Below are 16191 nucleotides of genomic sequence, written 5' to 3'. Positions count from 1 at the left end.
CGATCAGCCCTCGACCAGCAGCGCGCCGGAGGACGTCTCGAACTGCTTCTTGAAGGCGCCGACCGCGGAGGTCAGGGCGTCGACCGTGCCCTCCTCCAGCTTGCCGGTCTCGACGATGCCGGTGAGCAGCGACTTGTTCTCACGGTGCAGGTAGTCGAGCAGCTCGCGCTCGAAGCGGCGGACGTCCTCGACGGGTACGTCGTCCAGCTGGCCGGTGGTGCCGGCCCAGATGGAGACGACCTGGTCCTCGATCGCGTACGGCGCGTACTGGCCCTGCTTGAGCAGCTCGACCATGCGCTGGCCGCGCTCGAGCTGCGCCTTGGAGGCCGCGTCCAGGTCGGAACCGAAGGCCGCGAAGGCCTCCAGCTCACGGAACTGGGCGAGGTCCACGCGCAGCCGGCCCGCGACGCTGCGCATCGCGCGCAGCTGGGCGGAGCCGCCGACCCGGGAGACCGAGATGCCGACGTTCAGCGCGGGGCGCTGACCGGCGTTGAACAGGTCGGACTCGAGGAAGCACTGACCGTCGGTGATGGAGATCACGTTGGTCGGGATGAACGCCGACACGTCGTTGGCCTTGGTCTCCACGATCGGCAGACCGGTCATGGAACCGGCGCCGAGGTCGTCGGAGAGCTTGGCGCAGCGCTCCAGCAGGCGGGAGTGCAGGTAGAAGACGTCGCCGGGGTAGGCCTCGCGGCCCGGCGGGCGGCGCAGCAGCAGGGAGACGGCGCGGTAGGCGTCGGCCTGCTTGCTCAGGTCGTCGAAGACGATGAGGACGTGCTTGCCCTGGTACATCCAGTGCTGGCCGATGGCCGAGCCGGTGTAGGGGGCGAGGTACTTGAAGCCGGCCGGGTCGGACGCCGGGGCGGCGACGATGGTCGTGTACTCCAGGGCACCGGCCTCCTCCAGCGCGGCGCGCACGCCGGCGATGGTGGAGCCCTTCTGGCCGATGGCGACGTAGATGCAGCGGACCTGCTTCTTCGGGTCGCCGCTGCGCCAGTTGTCGCGCTGGTTGATGATCGTGTCGATCGCCAGGGCGGACTTGCCGGTCTGGCGGTCGCCGATGATCAGCTGGCGCTGGCCGCGGCCGATGGGGGTCATCGAGTCGACGGCCTTGAGGCCGGTCTGCATCGGCTCGTGCACCGACTTGCGCTGCATGACCGTGGGGGCCTGCAGTTCGAGGGCGCGGCGGCCGTCGGTCTCGATCTCGCCGAGGCCGTCGATCGGGGTGCCGAGCGGGTCGACGACCCGGCCCAGGTAGCCCTCGCCGACCGCCACGGAGAGCACCTCACCGGTGCGGTGCACCGGCTGGCCCTCTTCGATGCCGTTGAACTCGCCCAGGACGATCGCGCCGATCTCGCGCTCTTCCAGGTTCAGTGCGAGGCCGAGGGTGCCGTCCTCGAACCGCAGCAGTTCGTTCGCCATCGCCGAGGGCAGGCCCTCGACCTTCGCGATGCCGTCTCCGGCAACGCTGACCGTCCCGACCTCCTCGCGCGAGGCCGCGTCCGGCTGGTACGACTGGACAAACGTCTCCAGCGCGTCCCGGATCTCCTCCGGCCGGATCGTGAGCTCCGCCATCTGGGTTCCCTGCTCTCCTTGTTGGGCCCGAAGTCTTCTCAGTGGGGCGTCGGCCCAACGCGGGCCGTCAGTGCTTGCAGTGCTACTCGGGTTACTGATGGTGCTGCCGTCGATGCCGTGGTCAGCCGGCCATCCGCCGGGACGCCTCGTCGAGGCGGTCCGCGATGGAGCCGTTGATGATCTCGTCGCCGATGCGGACCCTGACCCCGCCGAGGACCGCGGGGTCCACGTCCAGGTTCAGATGCACCGGGCGGCCGTAGATCCGGGCCAGGGCGTCTCCGAGCCGACGCTTCTGCGTCTCGCTCAGCGGAATCGCCGAGACCACTTCTGCGACCGTCCGGCCGCGGCGGGCCGCGGCCAGCTTGGACAGGGATTCGATCCCGCCCTCAAGGCTACGTCCTCGCGGTGCGGTGACGAGCCGGGTGACCAGCCGCTCCGTGGCCGGCTTGGCACGCCCGCCGAGCAGGGTGTGCAGCAGGCCGGCCTTGGCGCCGCCGTCTCCGGCCCGCCCGGTGAGCGCGGCCCGCAGGTCCGGGCTGCCCGCGGCGATCCGGCCGAAGCGGAACAGCTCGTCCTCGACCTCGTCGAGCGTTCCGTCGCGCTCGGCGGCGGTCAGGTCGGCGGTGTCGGCCAGTTCCTCCAGGGCGTCCACCAGGTCGCGGGACCGCGACCAGCGCGCCCGCACCATCCCGCTGACCAGGTCGATGCTGTCCGCGCCGAGCTGGCTGCCGAGCAGGCGCTGCGCCAGTGCCGCCTTGGCCTCACCGGACTGCGCCGGGTCGGTCAGGGCGCGGCGAAGCGTCGATTCGCGGTGCAGCAGCGCGGTCACGGCGGCGAGCTCGTCGGCCAGCCCGGTCGCGTCCACCGACGTACTGTCGGTGAGCGCGTCCAGCCGTTCCCTTGCGGCGGCGAGTGCGTCGCGGCTCGCGCCGTTCATCGGGCTGCCCCGGCGCCCGCCCCGTTGCCGGCTCCGGCGTCGGCCGAGCCGTCGAGGCTGTCGAGGAAGCGGTCGATGGTGCGGCTCTGCCGGGCGCTGTCCTCAAGGGACTCGCCGACCAGCTTGCCCGCCAGGTCGGTGGCGATCCTGCCGACTTCCTGGCGCAGGGTGACGGTGACCTGCCTGCGGTCCGCCTCGATCTGGGCGTGGCCCGCGGCGACGATGGCGTCGCGCTGGCGCTGACCCTCCTCGCGCATCTCCGCGATGATCACGGCACCCTGCTCGCGGGCCTGCTCGGTGATCCGGGCAGCCTCGTGGCGTGCCTCGGCGAGCTGCGCCTTGTATTCCTCAAGCGTGCGGTTGGCTTCGGTCTGCGCCTTCTCCGCGCGCTCCAGGCCACCCTCGATCGCGTCGTGTCGCTCCGCGAGGGTCTTCTGGATGTTCGGCAGAAGCTTCTTGCCGAGGAGGCCGAAGACGATGAAGAAGCAGAGCAGGCCGATAACCAGTTCCGCGGTGTCGGGGATGAGCGGGTTCTGCGCCCCCTCCTCCGCAAGGAAGGCCATCATGTCTGAACCTTTCGTCGAGTGGCTGGCTTCCGGGTGGTGCCCGGATCAGCTCTGGAAGATGAAGGGGACGACCAGGCCGAGGAGCGCGAGCACCTCACAGAGGGCGAAGCCGAGGAACATGTTGGTGCGGATGATCGGCATGGCCTCGGGCTGGCGGGCCATGGCCTCGATCGAGTGACCGAAGACCAGACCGATGCCAACGCCCGGGCCGATGGCGGCGAGGCCGTAGGCGACCGCGCCCAGGCGGCCGGCGGTGGTGGCGGCGGCGAGGTTGACGAGCTCGGCAGACATATCTCTGTCTTCCTTTGTGATGCGGTCCGTTGGGGGGCTTCCCAGCGGAGGTCTGGTGGTGGGGGTGGAGCGTGTTTCAGGTCGCGACGTCGGCCGGAGCCGCCGGTCAGTGACCCTCTTCGAGCGCGCCGCTGATGTAGATCGAGGCGAGCAGCGTGAAGATGTACGCCTGCAGGAACTGGATCAGCACCTCGAAGGCCGTCATGAAGATGGCCAGTCCGAAGGACCCCGCGGACACCGCGGTCAGCCAGGTCGGCGTCAGCAGGTACCAGGTCGCCACGCTGAACATCACGATCAGCATGTGGCCGGCGAACATGTTCGCCCACAGCCGGACCGCGAGGGTGAACGGGCGGGTGATGCAGTTCTGGATGAACTCCAGGAGCACGATCAGCGGGATCAGGGGCTTGGGCAGGCCCGGAATCCAGACCAGGTTCTTGACGCCGCCGCGGAAGCCGTGCGTCTTGAACGTCAGGTACATGTACGTGATGTAGACCAGCGCCGCGAGTGCGACCGGGAACGCGAACCGCGAGGCCGGCGGGAACTGCGCGAACGGGATGATCGACATGATGTTCATGAACCACACGAAGAAGAAGATCGACGCGAGGAAGGGGACGTACTTGTCGCCCTTCTTGCCGATCACTTCGCGGGCGATGCTCCGGGCCACGAACGTGTAGCCGATCTCACCGACAAGCTGCATCTTGCCGGGGACCAGCTTGGGCTTGTTGAAGGCTGCCCAGAAGAAGCCGACCACCAGCACCATGCAGATGATCGCGAGCAGCATCGGCTTGGTGAAGTCGAAGCTGCCGATGCTGAAGATCGGCTTGAAGTCGAACGAGTGGAGGCCCGGAGCAGGGAAACCACAGTCCTGCTTGATGTGACAGCCAGCCTCAGCGAGCAGCGTGTGGGCACTCACCCGTGACTCCTTCGTCGTGACGCATAAGTAACGGCAACCTTGTGTGTCAGCGCGGCTGGTGAGGCCGCTGGTCGGCACGGCGGACGAGGCGTGGCGAAGTCACCACGGTCCGTTGGGAGCCCGCATCGAAGATCGGACGCCCGGGCTCCGCGCCGTATGTGCGGCGCCGGTTCCGAGTACACCGATGGGCGCGGGGGCAGCACCTTCTCCTGGTGAGAGGGGCCTCCACGTCCAGATGCGTTTCCGGACGATAGCAGATGGAATTGCAGCCTCTTTACCCGCCCCTTGGCACCGCGCATCATTCGACCGGGGGTACGGACGGGACCGGGTCGACGTACAGCATGCGGGAGGTGAGGCTCTGCTTGACCTGGCCGCCCACCCAGGACAGCGCGGTCACCAGGAGGGTGAGGCCGAAGGCCCGTCCGTTGAAGAGGGTGGTCTCCTTGAACACGACGATGAAGACGCCGATCATCAGGATCTGCACCGCGTAGACCAACATCCCCGCCGCCATGGCGATTTGGGGCCGGTCCTCCGTCATGGTCATCAGCACCCATGAGCCGAAGGCGAAGAACACCCCGACCACCAGCATCGCCACCAGACCGCCGACGAGGCCTTTTTCGCCTGCGAGTACGGCACTGAGGACGGTGGCAACCGCTCCGACGGGGCCGGCGATGAGCGCGGCTCCCTTGAGGATTCGGGCGTCGTTCTGCTGCATGGTGACGGCTCCTCCGGCGGGAGTTGGGGCAAGCGGGTGTCGTCGGAGACGAGCGTAGTCAGGGACCGAGGTGTGACCTCACGCCGCAAGACCGCTCTTCCGGTCTTTCGGCACGTTCCCTGCTTTCGTGAACGGTATCACAAAGTATTTGATGCGGTCTTTACCATGAACGTGTGCTGCCTGTCACAGGACTGTGCTGCCGACACGCCGTCCGATTTTCCTGGGTTGTGCCGGGCAGGATCGGGCCTGCGGGCCCTCAGCGGCCGGTCTCGACCGGGCTTCGCGGGTCGGAACCGCGGTCCGACTTGCGGTCCCACCTGCGATCGGACGCTTGCGGACGGTCACCGATCGCGGTCGATCCGTGCAGCGCGGGACGGTCGGGCGAGCGCATCTCCCGCTCGGCGGCGGCCGCTCCGGCCGCGAGCCGCCGGCGGCGGCGCCGGTAGCGCGGCGGGACCACGGACTCCGCCCAGTCGGGCGCGGCGGGCTTGAAGCGCGGCAGCAGCAGGACGACCAGGCCGACCGCGCTCAGCGAGACGATCACCAGCACGATCCACAGGCTCGAGGAGTTGACGGAGAAGGCCACCGCGGCGAAGGCGAACAGCGCGCACCAGAAGTACATGATCAGCACGGCCCTGCTGTGCGAGTGCCCGATCTCCAGCAGCCGGTGGTGCAGGTGGCCGCGGTCGGCGGCGAACGGCGACTGGCCCTTCCAGGTCCTGCGGACCACCGCGAGCACCAGGTCGGCGGCGGGGATCGCGATCATCGTCAGCGGCAGCAGCAGCGGCATGTAGACCGGCACCATGAAGTGCACGGTCTCCCGGGTCGATCCGGTGAAGGAGGTGATCGCGTCGGGGTCGACCTGCCCGGTGATGGAGATCGCGGACGAGGAGAGCACCAGGCCGATCAGCATCGAGCCCGAGTCGCCCATGAAGATCCGCGCCGGGTGGATGTTGTGCGGCAGGAAGCCCAGGCACATCCCGATCAGGATCGCGCTGAACAGCGTCGCTGGCGCGGCCGCCTCGACGCCGTAGCCGTACCACATGCGGTAGGCGTACATGAAGAACGCGACCGACGCGATGCACACCATGCCCGCCGCCAGGCCGTCGAGGCCGTCCACGAAGTTGACGGCGTTGATGGTGATCACCACCAGCGCCACGGTGAGCAGCGTCGACTGCACCGGGGTCAGCGCGACCGGGCCGATGCCGGGCACCGGCAGCCACAGGATGGTGAGGCCCTGGAGCACCATCACACCGGCCGCGATCATCTGGACGCCCAGCTTGATCAGCGCGTCCACGCCCCACTTGTCGTCCAGCACGCCGAGCAGCCAGATCAGCCCGGCGCCCGACAGCAGCGCGCGCGGCTCGTTGGACAGCGCGAAGACGTCGCCGATGTTGGACAGGTGCGCCGCGACCAGCAGGCCCGCGCACAGGCCGCCGAACATCGCGATGCCGCCGAGCCGCGGGGTCGGCTCGCGGTGCACGTCGCGCGCCCTGATGGGCGGCATCGCGCCGGCGGCGATGGCGAACTTCCGTACCGGTCCGGTCAGCAGATACGTGACCGCAGCGGCGACGAAAAGGGTCAGCAGATACTCGCGCACGAGCCGCCTCCGACGGTTTCGGGGGCGTAGCGGTGCTGCGCACACGTCCGGGGGTGGTACCTCACAGCGTCACACCCTAGTGGTGGCCGGGCCGGGTCGGCGAACACCTGATGAGACTCACAGGCTCGCGCTGCGGTTGCAGCGGGACCGGCGGGGGCTTCAGGACGGTCGGACGGTGGCGCCGACACCGGTCAGCGCGGTCACCATCGGGTCGAGCGCGGTGTGGATCTCCTCACCGATGCTGCGGAAGTACGAGATGGGGGCGCCGTACGGGTCGTGGACCTCGTCGGCGTCCGGGCTGGGGGCCAGCAGCCAGCCGCGCAGCGCGGCGGCCGCACGGACCAGCGCCCTGGCCCGCTCGGTGACGCTGCCCTCGGGCAGCGTGGTGGTGTCTATGGCCCGCACCAGCCGGGTGAACTCCTTGAGCGTGAAGGTCCGCAGCCCCGCCGCGTGGCCCATCGAGATGACCTGGGCCCGGTGGTCGCGGGTCGCGGTGAGCACCAGGTCGGCGTCGATCACGTGGTCGTCGAGCAGTTCCCTGCCGGTGAAGCCGGACGGGTCGGCGCCGTACTCGGCCAGCACCGCGGCGGCGTGCGCCTCCATCGGGGCGCCCTCGTGCCCCCAGGTGCCGGCCGACTCGACCAGCATGCCCGCGGCGCCCGCGCCGAGCCGCCGTGCCAGCCCGTGCCGGGTCAGCCGCTCGGCCATCGGCGAGCGGCAGACGTTGCCGGTGCAGACATGGAGGATGCGGAACACGTCGCCGCCGTCCCCCGGGACGACGCGCTGTACGTACTGCGTGTGCCCCCGTATGCCGCGCCCGTCGGGCGTCGTCAACTGCGCTCCTCCAAGTCGGGTACGACCTTGCGCAGCTCCTCCGCGCTGATCGCACCGGCCCGCAGCAGCACCGGGACCTTGCCGGTGACGTCGACGATCGAGGACGGCGTGGCGGCGGGGGTGGGGCCGCCGTCCAGGTAGACCGCCACGGAGTCGCCGAGCATGCCTTGGGCGGCGTCGCAGTCCTGCGGTGAGGGCATGCCGGTGAGGTTGGCGCTGGAGACGGCCATCGGCCCGGTGGCGGTGAGCAGTTCGATCGCGACCGGGTGCAGCGGCATCCGCACCGCCACCGTGCCGCGGGTGTCACCGAGGTCCCAGGCCAGCGACGGCTGGTGCTTGGTGACCAGGGTCAGCGCGCCGGGCCAGAAGGCGTCGACGAGCTCCCAGGCCTGCTCGGAGAAGTCGGTGACGATGCCGTGCAGGGTGTTGGGCGAGCCGACGAGCACCGGCGAGGGCATGTTGCGCCCGCGGCCCTTGGCCTCCAGCAGGTCGCCGACCGCCTCGGGGTCGAAGGCGTCGGCGCCGATGCCGTAGACGGTGTCGGTCGGCAGCACGACGAGTTCGCCGCGCTTGATCGCCGAGGTGGCCTCGCGCAGGCCGGTCGCCCGGTCGGTCGCATCCGAGCAGTCGTATCGCCGTGCCATGAGATGACCTCCGAAAGATGCTGTGGTGCTGCCGGGTCCGGCGCCCGGTCGGCCCGCCTGGTCACGGCAGGGCCTTGCGGGCCGAGGTGAAGCGCGGGCGGTTGTTGAGATCGGGATGGTCGGCCGCGTCCGCCCAGCCCGCGTCCTCCTTGAAGATCCACGGCACCTGGCCGCCCTGCGAGTCGGCGTGCTCGATGACGACGACCCCGCCGGGCCGCAGCAGCCGGTGCGCGGTGCGCTCGATGCCGCGGATGGTGTCGAGGCCGTCCTCGCCGGAGAAGAGTGCCAGTTCCGGGTCGTGGTCGCGGGCCTCGGGTGCCACATGTTCCCACTCGGTGAGCGGGATGTAGGGCGGATTCGAGATGACCAGGTCGACCTGGCCGTTGAGTTCGGGGAAGGCGGTCAGCGCGTTGCCCTGGCGCAGGTCGACCTTGCTGCCCTCGACGTTCCTGCGGGCGTAGTCGAGCGCGTCCTCCGACAGCTCCACGGCGTGCACCCGGGAGCGCGGCACCTCCTGGGCCAGCGCGAGCGCGATGGCGGCGGAGCCGGTGCACAGGTCGACGATCAGCGGTTCCGCGACGTCCATGGCCCGGACCGCGTCTATCGCCCAGCCGACCACCGACTCGGTCTCCGGACGCGGCACGAACACCCCTGGTCCGACCCGGAGTTCCAGGTAGCGGAAGAAGGCGCGGCCGGTGATGTGCTGGAGCGGTTCGCGGGCCTCGCGGCGGGCGATGGCCTCCCAGTAGCGCGCGTCGAACTCGGCGTCGGCGACGCTGTGCAGCTCACCGCGCTTGACCCCGTGGATGTACGCGGCCAGCTCCTCGGCGTCGAAACGCGGTGACGGCACCCCGGCGTCGGCGAGCCGCTGGGCGGCCTGGGCCACCTCGGCGAGCAGCAGGTTCACGTGCGCCTCCTCAGCTCGCGTCGCCGGCCGCGGCCAGCTTGGCGGCGGAGTCGGCGTCCACGCAGGCCTGGATCATCGCGTCGAGGTCGCCGTCGAGCACCTGGTCGAGGTTGTACGCCTTGAAGCCGACCCGGTGGTCGGAGATGCGGTTCTCCGGGAAGTTGTAAGTCCGGATCCGCTCGGAGCGGTCGACGGTGCGCACCTGGCTGCGGCGGGCGTCGGACGCCTCCCGCTCGGCCTCCTCCTGGGCCGCGGCCAGCAGCCGGGAGCGCAGGATGCGCATCGCCGACTCCTTGTTCTGCAGCTGGCTCTTCTCGTTCTGGCACGAGACGACCAGGCCGGAGGGGAGGTGGGTGATGCGGACCGCGGAGTCGGTGGTGTTGACGGACTGGCCGCCGGGGCCGGACGAGCGGTAGACGTCGATCCGCAGGTCGTTGGGGCCGATCTCGACCTCGACGTCCTCGGCTTCCGGGGTGACCAGCACGCCTGCGGCCGAGGTGTGGATACGCCCCTGGGACTCGGTCGCGGGCACCCGCTGGACCCGGTGGACGCCGCCCTCGTACTTGAGCCGGGCCCAGACGCCCTGCCCCGCCTCATGGCTCGCCTTGGCCTTCACGGCGACCTGGACGTCCTTGTAGCCGCCGAGGTCGGACTCGTTGGCGTCGAGGATCTCGGTCTTCCAGCCGACGCGCTCGGCGTACCTCAGGTACATCCGCAGCAGGTCGCCTGCGAACAGCGCGGACTCCTCGCCGCCCTCCCCCGCCTTGACCTCGAGGATCACGTCCTTGTCGTCGCTCGGGTCGCGGGGGACCAGCAGCAGCCGCAGCCGCTCGGTCAACTCGCCGCGCTCCTTGTCCAGCTCCTTGACCTCGGCGGCGAAGTCCGGGTCGTCGACGCCGAGTTCACGTGCGGTCTCGATGTCGTCGCCGGTCTGCCGCCAGGCCCGGTAGGTGCTGACGATGGGGGTCAGCTCCGCGTAGCGCTTGTTGAGCCGGCGGGCGTTGGCCTGGTCGGCGTGCACCGCGGGGTCGGCAAGCTGCTTCTCGAGGTCGGCATGCTCGCCGATCAGTTCCTCGACCGCCTCGAACATCATCAATCCCTAGCTGGAAGGAGTCTGGAAGGAGTAGGTGGGACGACAAAGCGCCGGTCCGGTCGCCCTGGGCTGGGCGACCGGGAACCGGCGCTTTCGGGTCGCTACTTCTTCGCGGACCCGGCGGCCTTGCCGAAGCGGGCCTCGAAGCGGGCCACGCGGCCGCCGGTGTCGAGGATCTTCTGCTTGCCCGTGTAGAACGGGTGGCACTCGGAGCACACCTCGGCGCGGATCTGGCCGCTCTTCTCGGTGCTGCGGGTGGTGAACGAGGCGCCACAGGTACAGGTGACCTGGGTCTCGAAGTACTCGGGGTGGATCTCGCGCTTCAAGGGTGCTCCTAGGTTCGGGAGGGCGCCGGGTCGCTCCGCGGGTTTGCGTCACGTGAACCGGGGCCAGCGGACCAGTCTGCCAGCACTGGCCGCATCTCCCAAAACCAGGTCGGGAACGGGATCATTCCCCAACCGTACGATTTGGCGTCTGTGCAGGTCAGCGGCGTGCGGGCGGGCTCGGGGTATCCGAGGGGCCGACGACCTTGCCGGCGTCGACCCGGTCGGCGGCCGAGCCCTGCACCGCGGCGGCCGGGATCGGCTTGTCGGCGCGCAGCGCGGCCCACACCATGGCGGCCTTGGCCTCGATGGGCTGCACCCGGTTGCGGTCGGCGGGGTCGTAGCGCACCGGCAGGGTGACCATGTGGATGTGGCCGGACTTCAGGCTGCGGACGGACTGCGCCAGGCCCATCAGCCTGCCGACCGAGCCGAGCCCGGTGTCGGTGGTGACCGCACTGGTCGCGGTGTCGGCGACGGAGAACAGCTTGCTGGGGCTGGTCAGCACCCCCACCCCGGCGATCCGGTCCATCAGCGCCTTCAGGAACGCCTGCTGGAGCTGGATACGCCCCAGGTCGCTGCCGTCCGCGACGCCGTGCCGGGTGCGCACCAGGCCGAGCGCCTGGTCGCCGTCGAGGGTGTGGGTGCCGGCGGCCAGCGTCAGATGGCTCTTGCTGTCGTTGATGGCCGCCGTGGTGGTCAGCGGCACCCCGCCGAGTGCGTTGACCAGGTCCTTGAAGCCGGTGAAGTCGACCTCGACGTAGTGGTCCATCCGCAGGCCCGTCATGGACTCCACCGTCTTGACCGCGCAGACCGGGCCGCCGACCTCGTAGGCGCTGTTGAACATCGCCTGCCGGACGGCAGGCGCGGTGCCGCCGCCGGGCTTGGCGCACAGCGGCCGGTTGATCAGGGTGTCCCGCGGGATGCTGACCACGCTGGCCTTCTTGTGGCCCTTGGCCAGGTGCACGATCATCGCGGTGTCCGAGCGGGCGGTGCCGCTGTCGTGGCCGTAGCCCCGGTTGGCCCCTGAGCGGGAGTCGGAACCGAGCACCAGGATGTCCATCGAGCCGTTGCCGAGCTTGACCGGGCGGTCGGCGCCGAGCGCCGAGTCGATGTCGACGCTGTGGATGTTGCCGTTGAGCCGGAAGTACAGGTATCCGGCGCCGCCTGCTCCCAGCAGCACCACGCCGGCCGCGACCCACGCGGTGATCCGCAGGCCGCGGCGCCGGCGCCGTGCCCCGAGGGACGTGGCGCCGGCCGGCGGCTGGGGGTCGCCTGTACCGGACATTCCTCCATCGTGCGCCGCCTGTGCCCCGGTCGGCATCCGGGGGAAACGCACCGCGTCCGCGTACCCCCAGGTCAGGGGGTACGCGGACGGATTTTTCGTCACGCGGGGTGACGAAGGTGTTGCTAGCCGAGCTGGTTGTATATGTTCCAGCCGCCGCAGATCTCCACGCGGGACGCGAACGGCGTCGTGGCCGAACCCGTGCCCTTGTAGAGCCACAGCACGCCCGACCGGTCGCGGGCCACCAGGTCCGCGTGGCCGTCGCCGGTGATGTCACCGACAGTGGCGATCATGTTGTAGACGCTCCAGCCGCCCCCGATCCGGGTGCGGGTGGCCGCCCAGGGGGTGCGTCCCGAGCCGGTGCCCTTGTGGAGCCACAGCACGCCGGAGCCGTCCCTGGCCACCAGGTCGGGCCTGCCGTCGCCGGTCAGGTCGCCCTTGCCGTAGACGACGCCGCTGTAGACGCCCCAGCCGCCGCCGATCGCGCGGCGGGCCCCCACGGTGCCGGTGCCGTCGCCGGGGTACAGCCAGGAGTTCCCGCTGGTGTCGGTGGCCACCAGGTCGGTCCAGCCGTCGCCGTTGAGGTCACCGGGGGCCGAGATGGCCCGCATGGCGTTCCAGCCGCCCCCGATGAGGGTCTGGCCGCCGGTGGGGCCGCCGTCCAGGAAGTACAGCTGGCCGCCGGTGGTGCGGACCAGCAGGTCCTGGTAGTCGTCCCGGTTCATGTCGGCCTGCCGGGCCATGGTGATGCCGCCGAAGTCGCCGGCGCTCGCCCGGTTGGCGACGGTCGTGCCCTTGGAGGCGTAGTAGTAGCCGGCACCGGCCGGGGTGATGGCGAACAGGTCCGCCTTGTCGTCCCCGGTGAGGTTGGTGTCGTCCAGCCGGGCGTCGATCGCACCCGCGAAGGTGCTGACCCGGCTGAAGACGCTGTACTTGCCCTTCGCGACACAGTTGTCGACGCCCCAGGACACCACGCCCGCGATCCGCCCGTTGACCACCAGCGGGCCGCCGGAGTCGCCGTTGCACGCCGACGTGGTGCCTGCGTCGGCACCCGAGGACGGCGGGCCCGCGCAGACCATGTGGCCGGCGACGAAGTCACCGGGCCACGCGGCGGAGCACGCGGCGTTCGACGTGATCGGCATGGACGCCTTCTTCAGCGTCTGCGCCAGGTCGTCGCTGGTCGAGGATGTGCGGCCCCATCCGTAGAGGGTGGCGCCGGTACCCGCGACGTAGGAGGCGGTGTCGTCCGCCGCGGCGAGCGGCAGCGGCTTGGCGGTCACGGTGCCGTCGAGGGTCAGTACGGCCACGTCGTTGTCGAAGGTGACCGAGCTGTACGACGGGTTGTTCCACTGCCGCCAGACGTGGGTTCCGGTGCCCCCGTGGAGGTTCCCCGTGCCGTCCGCATTCGTGGTGGGCAGCTGGTCGGTGCCGGTGACGACGGCGCCGTACTGCTGCCAGTCGTAGCCCTGGACGCAGTGGGCGGCGGTGAGGATCTTCGACGGGGACACCACGGTGCCGCCGCAGAAGAAGCCGGTGTCGTCCGTTTCGTCGTCCGGGGTGCCGTTGTCGTCGTAGTACCAGAGCTGGGCCATCCAGGGCGCGGCCGAGATCGTCGTCGTCGTACCGCCGATGATCTTCGGGTCGACCTTCGTGGTCGCCTGGCCCGACGCGGCGGCCGGGGCGGTCGGCGCGGCGAGCGAGCCGCGGGTGCTGTTGTGGTCGGTTTTGATCGCGCCGGCTATTCGGGCGCTGAGCGCGGCCGAGGCCGGCGCCTGGGGGTGCGCGGCGGCGTGGAACACCGGCGGCTGCACGGTGCCGGCGTGGGCCGGCGAGAGCAGCAGCACACCGGCGGCACCGGCGCCGAGCACGGCCACGCCGGCGGCGACCGGACCGCGCCGCCGCCTTCGGTGGCCGGCACCCTTGCGAGCAGGGAACATCCACGACTCCTGTCGTCGAGAACACGAGCCGCCGCCCACAGCGAATACACAGCGAGCGGCGACGGGAACACGCACAGGAGCGGTGACACGACACGACCGGGGGCCGCGGGTCGCCTGCGGCCGGATTCGCCGCCCGGTGACGGGCCGTCCCGGAGATGGAATCCCCCCACCTGCGGCTGGGTGATCATATGACCACCAATGGAGTACGTACCAGCAGTCATGGGTTTTGCGGTCGGCAACTTTGGGCAAAGGAAGCTGCCGCGGGCCTGCCGCGGGCCTGCCGCGGGCCTGCCGCGGGCCTGCCGCGGGCCTGCCGCGGGCCTGCCGCGGGCCTGCCGCGGGCCTGCCGCGGGCCTGCCGGAGGTGGCGGCCGGAGGTGGCGACCGGAGGTGGCGACCGGAGGTGCCGACCGGAGGTGCCGACCGGAGGTGCCGACCGGAGGTGCCGACCGGAGGTGCCGACCGGAGGTGCCGACCGGAGGTGCCGACCGGGGCCGGGCGCGGGCCTGCCGGACGTGGCGGCAGGAGGCGCACGACGGGGCCGGGCCCGGGAGCCCGGCAGGGAAACGCGGGCGCCCGCGCACCCCGGGAGCGGGAGTGCGCGGGCGCCTGTGACGCCGCACGGGGCGACGACGGGTTGCTCGGCCGTGCTCAGCCGAAGAGCGAGTAACCGGTCCAGCCGGGACCGATCTGCACCCGCGTCGCGTACGGCGCGGTGGCGGAGCCGGTGCCCTTGTACAGCCACAGCGTGCCCGTGGTGTCACGGGCCAGCAGGTCGGCGTGGCCGTCGCCGTTCACGTCGCCGACGGCGGCGAAGGCGTTGTAGATGTTCCAGCCCGCGCCGATCTTCGTACGGGCCGCCCACACCGCGGAACCCTTGCCGGTGCCCTTGTACAGCCACAGGGTGCCGGAGCTGTCCCGCGCCACCAGGTCGGGCCTGCCGTCGCCAGTCAGGTCGCCCTTGCCGTAGACGACGCCGCTGTAGATGTCCCAGCCGGTCCCGATCGAGGTGCGGGCGCCGAAGGTGCCCGCACCGTTGCCCGGGTAGAGCCAGGAGGTGCCCCCGGTGTCGGTGCCGACCAGGTCGGGCTTCCCGTCGCCGTTGAGGTCGCCAGGCACCACGATGGACTTCATCGAGTTCCAGCCGCCGCCGACCAGCACCTCGGAATCCCCGGTGCCGGGCAGCGTGTAGAGCTGGCCGCCGGTGGTGCGCACCAGCAGGTCCTGGTAGTCGTCCCGGTCCAGGTCGGCCTGCCGGACCAGGTTCAGCCCGGCGAAGCTGTCGGCGTCCTCGCGGGGTGCGAAGGAGCTGCCCTGCGAGGCGTACACGTAGCCCTCGCCGTCCGACGCGGCCACGGCGAACAGGTCCGCCTTGTCGTCCCCGGTGATGTTGGTGTCGTCCAGCCGGGGGTCGATCCCGCCCGCGAAGGCGCTGACCCGGCTGAAGACGCTGTAGGAGCCCGCGGCGACGCAGCCGTCGGCGCCCCAGGACACCACGCCGACGATCCGCCCGTTGACCACCAGCGGGCCGCCGGAGTCGCCGTTGCACGCCGACGTCGTACCGTCGTCGCTTCCGGTCGCCGGAGTGCCGGCGCAGACCATGTGGCCGGCCACGTAGGGACCGCCGAACACCGCGCCGCACGCGCTGTCCGCGGCGATCGGCAGCGACGCCTCCTTCAGCGTCTGCGCCAGGTCGTCGCTGGTCGAGGATGTGCGTCCCCAGCCGTAGACGGTCGCCGCGGTGCCCACGGTGTAGGAGGCGGTGTCGTCGGCGGCCGCCAGCGGCAGCGGCTGCGCGTCCACGGTGCCGTCCAGGGTGAGCACGGCCACGTCGTTGTCGTAGCCGGCCGTGGTGTACAGCGGGTTGTTCCACTGCCGCCAGACGTTGGTGACGGTGCCCCCGTGGAGGTCCGCGTCGCCGTTCGCGTCGGTGGTGGGCAGCTGGTCGGTGCCGGTGACGATGACGCCGTACTGCTGCCAGTCGTAGCCCTGGACGCAGTGCGCGGCGGTGAGGATCTTCGACGGGGACACCACGGTGCCGCCGCAGAAGAAGCCGGTGTCGTCCGTTTCGTCGTCCGGGGTGCCGTTGTCGTCGTAGTACCAGAGCTGGGCCATCCAGGGCGCGGCCGAGATCGTCGTCGTCGTACCGCCGATGATCTTCGGTCCTGCCTTGGACCCCGTGCCCGACGTGGTCGTCGGGGCGGCGAGTTCGGCGCGGGCACGGCCGTGGTCGGCCTTGACCGCGCCGGCTATACGGGCCTTCAGCGCGGCCGGGGCCGGCGCCTGGGGGTGCGCGGCGGCATGGAACACCGGCGGCTGCACGGCACCGGCATGGGCCGGCGACATCGACAGCACACCAGCGGCACCGGCGCCGAGCGCGACCACAGCGGCGAGCGGCCCACGCCGCCGCCGGTGGCCGGTGCTCTTGCGAGCAGGGAACATCCACGACTCCTGTCGTCGAGAGACATGCCACCGCCACCGGCGGATTCGCCGGGACGGCGGCAGAGCGCGCGCAGGAGTGGCGGCATGGCAGACCGGGAGCCGCAGGGCACGGGTGGGCACGACAGAGCCACCC

At 70.8% G+C, this 16191-nt stretch carries 15 protein-coding genes; all 15 read right to left on the bottom strand.

Annotated features, from left to right (window positions below):
• Positions 1-3 precede the first annotated feature (3 nt).
• The 15 genes from atpA to ACGFMP_RS32730 all read right to left on the bottom strand — a co-directional run bounded on the left by atpA (position 4) and on the right by ACGFMP_RS32730 (position 16058).
• Positions 4-1575, bottom strand: a complete 1572-nt coding sequence (gene atpA, locus ACGFMP_RS32800) for a F0F1 ATP synthase subunit alpha (protein ID WP_393677119.1) — start codon at positions 1573-1575, stop codon at positions 4-6.
• A gap of 121 nt (positions 1576-1696) precedes the next feature.
• Entirely contained in the window at positions 1697-2512 is an 816-nt protein-coding gene (locus ACGFMP_RS32795) for a F0F1 ATP synthase subunit delta (RefSeq protein WP_393677118.1), read from the bottom strand.
• Positions 2509-3078, bottom strand: a complete 570-nt coding sequence (locus tag ACGFMP_RS32790) for a F0F1 ATP synthase subunit B (RefSeq protein ID WP_393677117.1) — start codon at positions 3076-3078, stop codon at positions 2509-2511. Before ACGFMP_RS32790 ends, ACGFMP_RS32795 begins: the two co-directional genes overlap by 4 nt.
• Before the next feature lie 45 nt (positions 3079-3123).
• Positions 3124-3369, bottom strand: a complete 246-nt coding sequence (atpE, locus tag ACGFMP_RS32785) for an ATP synthase F0 subunit C (protein WP_205043386.1) — start codon at positions 3367-3369, stop codon at positions 3124-3126.
• A gap of 106 nt (positions 3370-3475) precedes the next feature.
• Positions 3476-4282, bottom strand: coding sequence for a F0F1 ATP synthase subunit A (atpB, locus tag ACGFMP_RS32780; protein WP_393677115.1), 807 nt, complete (start codon positions 4280-4282; stop codon positions 3476-3478).
• Between the two features lie 298 nt (positions 4283-4580).
• Positions 4581-4997 carry a hypothetical protein gene (locus tag ACGFMP_RS32775; RefSeq protein ID WP_393677113.1) on the bottom strand — a complete coding sequence of 139 codons (417 nt, stop codon included), beginning with the start codon at positions 4995-4997 and terminating at the stop codon, positions 4581-4583.
• A 256-nt stretch (positions 4998-5253) separates the two neighbouring features.
• Complete coding sequence (locus ACGFMP_RS32770) at positions 5254-6597, bottom strand: MraY family glycosyltransferase (RefSeq protein ID WP_393677112.1); 1344 nt, start codon at positions 6595-6597, stop codon at positions 5254-5256.
• Between the two features lie 159 nt (positions 6598-6756).
• Positions 6757-7431 (bottom strand): protein-tyrosine-phosphatase, encoded by a 675-nt coding sequence (locus ACGFMP_RS32765; RefSeq protein ID WP_393677111.1) that lies wholly within the window; start codon positions 7429-7431, stop codon positions 6757-6759.
• Complete coding sequence (locus ACGFMP_RS32760) at positions 7428-8075, bottom strand: L-threonylcarbamoyladenylate synthase (protein WP_393677110.1); 648 nt, start codon at positions 8073-8075, stop codon at positions 7428-7430. The genes ACGFMP_RS32765 and ACGFMP_RS32760 overlap by 4 nt, the downstream gene beginning before the upstream one ends.
• Before the next feature lie 61 nt (positions 8076-8136).
• Positions 8137-8982 (bottom strand): peptide chain release factor N(5)-glutamine methyltransferase, encoded by an 846-nt coding sequence (gene prmC, locus ACGFMP_RS32755; RefSeq protein ID WP_393677108.1) that lies wholly within the window; start codon positions 8980-8982, stop codon positions 8137-8139.
• 10 nt (positions 8983-8992) lie between these two features.
• The gene (gene prfA, locus ACGFMP_RS32750; protein WP_393677196.1) at positions 8993-10072 is read right to left on the bottom strand and encodes a peptide chain release factor 1; all 1080 of its coding nucleotides are present in this window, start codon (positions 10070-10072) and stop codon (positions 8993-8995) included.
• A gap of 104 nt (positions 10073-10176) precedes the next feature.
• Complete coding sequence (rpmE, locus tag ACGFMP_RS32745; protein WP_393677106.1) at positions 10177-10401, bottom strand: 50S ribosomal protein L31; 225 nt, start codon at positions 10399-10401, stop codon at positions 10177-10179.
• 157 nt (positions 10402-10558) lie between these two features.
• The gene (locus ACGFMP_RS32740) at positions 10559-11683 is read right to left on the bottom strand and encodes an LCP family protein (RefSeq protein ID WP_393677105.1); all 1125 of its coding nucleotides are present in this window, start codon (positions 11681-11683) and stop codon (positions 10559-10561) included.
• A 122-nt stretch (positions 11684-11805) separates the two neighbouring features.
• Positions 11806-13617, bottom strand: a complete 1812-nt coding sequence (locus ACGFMP_RS32735; protein WP_393677103.1) for a trypsin-like serine protease — start codon at positions 13615-13617, stop codon at positions 11806-11808.
• Between the two features lie 650 nt (positions 13618-14267).
• On the bottom strand, positions 14268-16058 hold the full coding sequence (locus tag ACGFMP_RS32730; protein ID WP_393677101.1) for a trypsin-like serine protease: 1791 nt from the start codon (positions 16056-16058) through the stop codon (positions 14268-14270).
• Positions 16059-16191: the final 133 nt, after the last annotated feature.

Origin of the sequence: Streptomyces sp. NPDC049040 (genome assembly GCF_043197715.1) — a bacterium.
GTDB lineage: Bacteria > Actinomycetota > Actinomycetes > Streptomycetales > Streptomycetaceae > Actinacidiphila.
The sequence above is the reverse complement of the archived record's forward strand: the minus strand, read 5'-3'. Positions and strand labels throughout refer to the sequence as shown.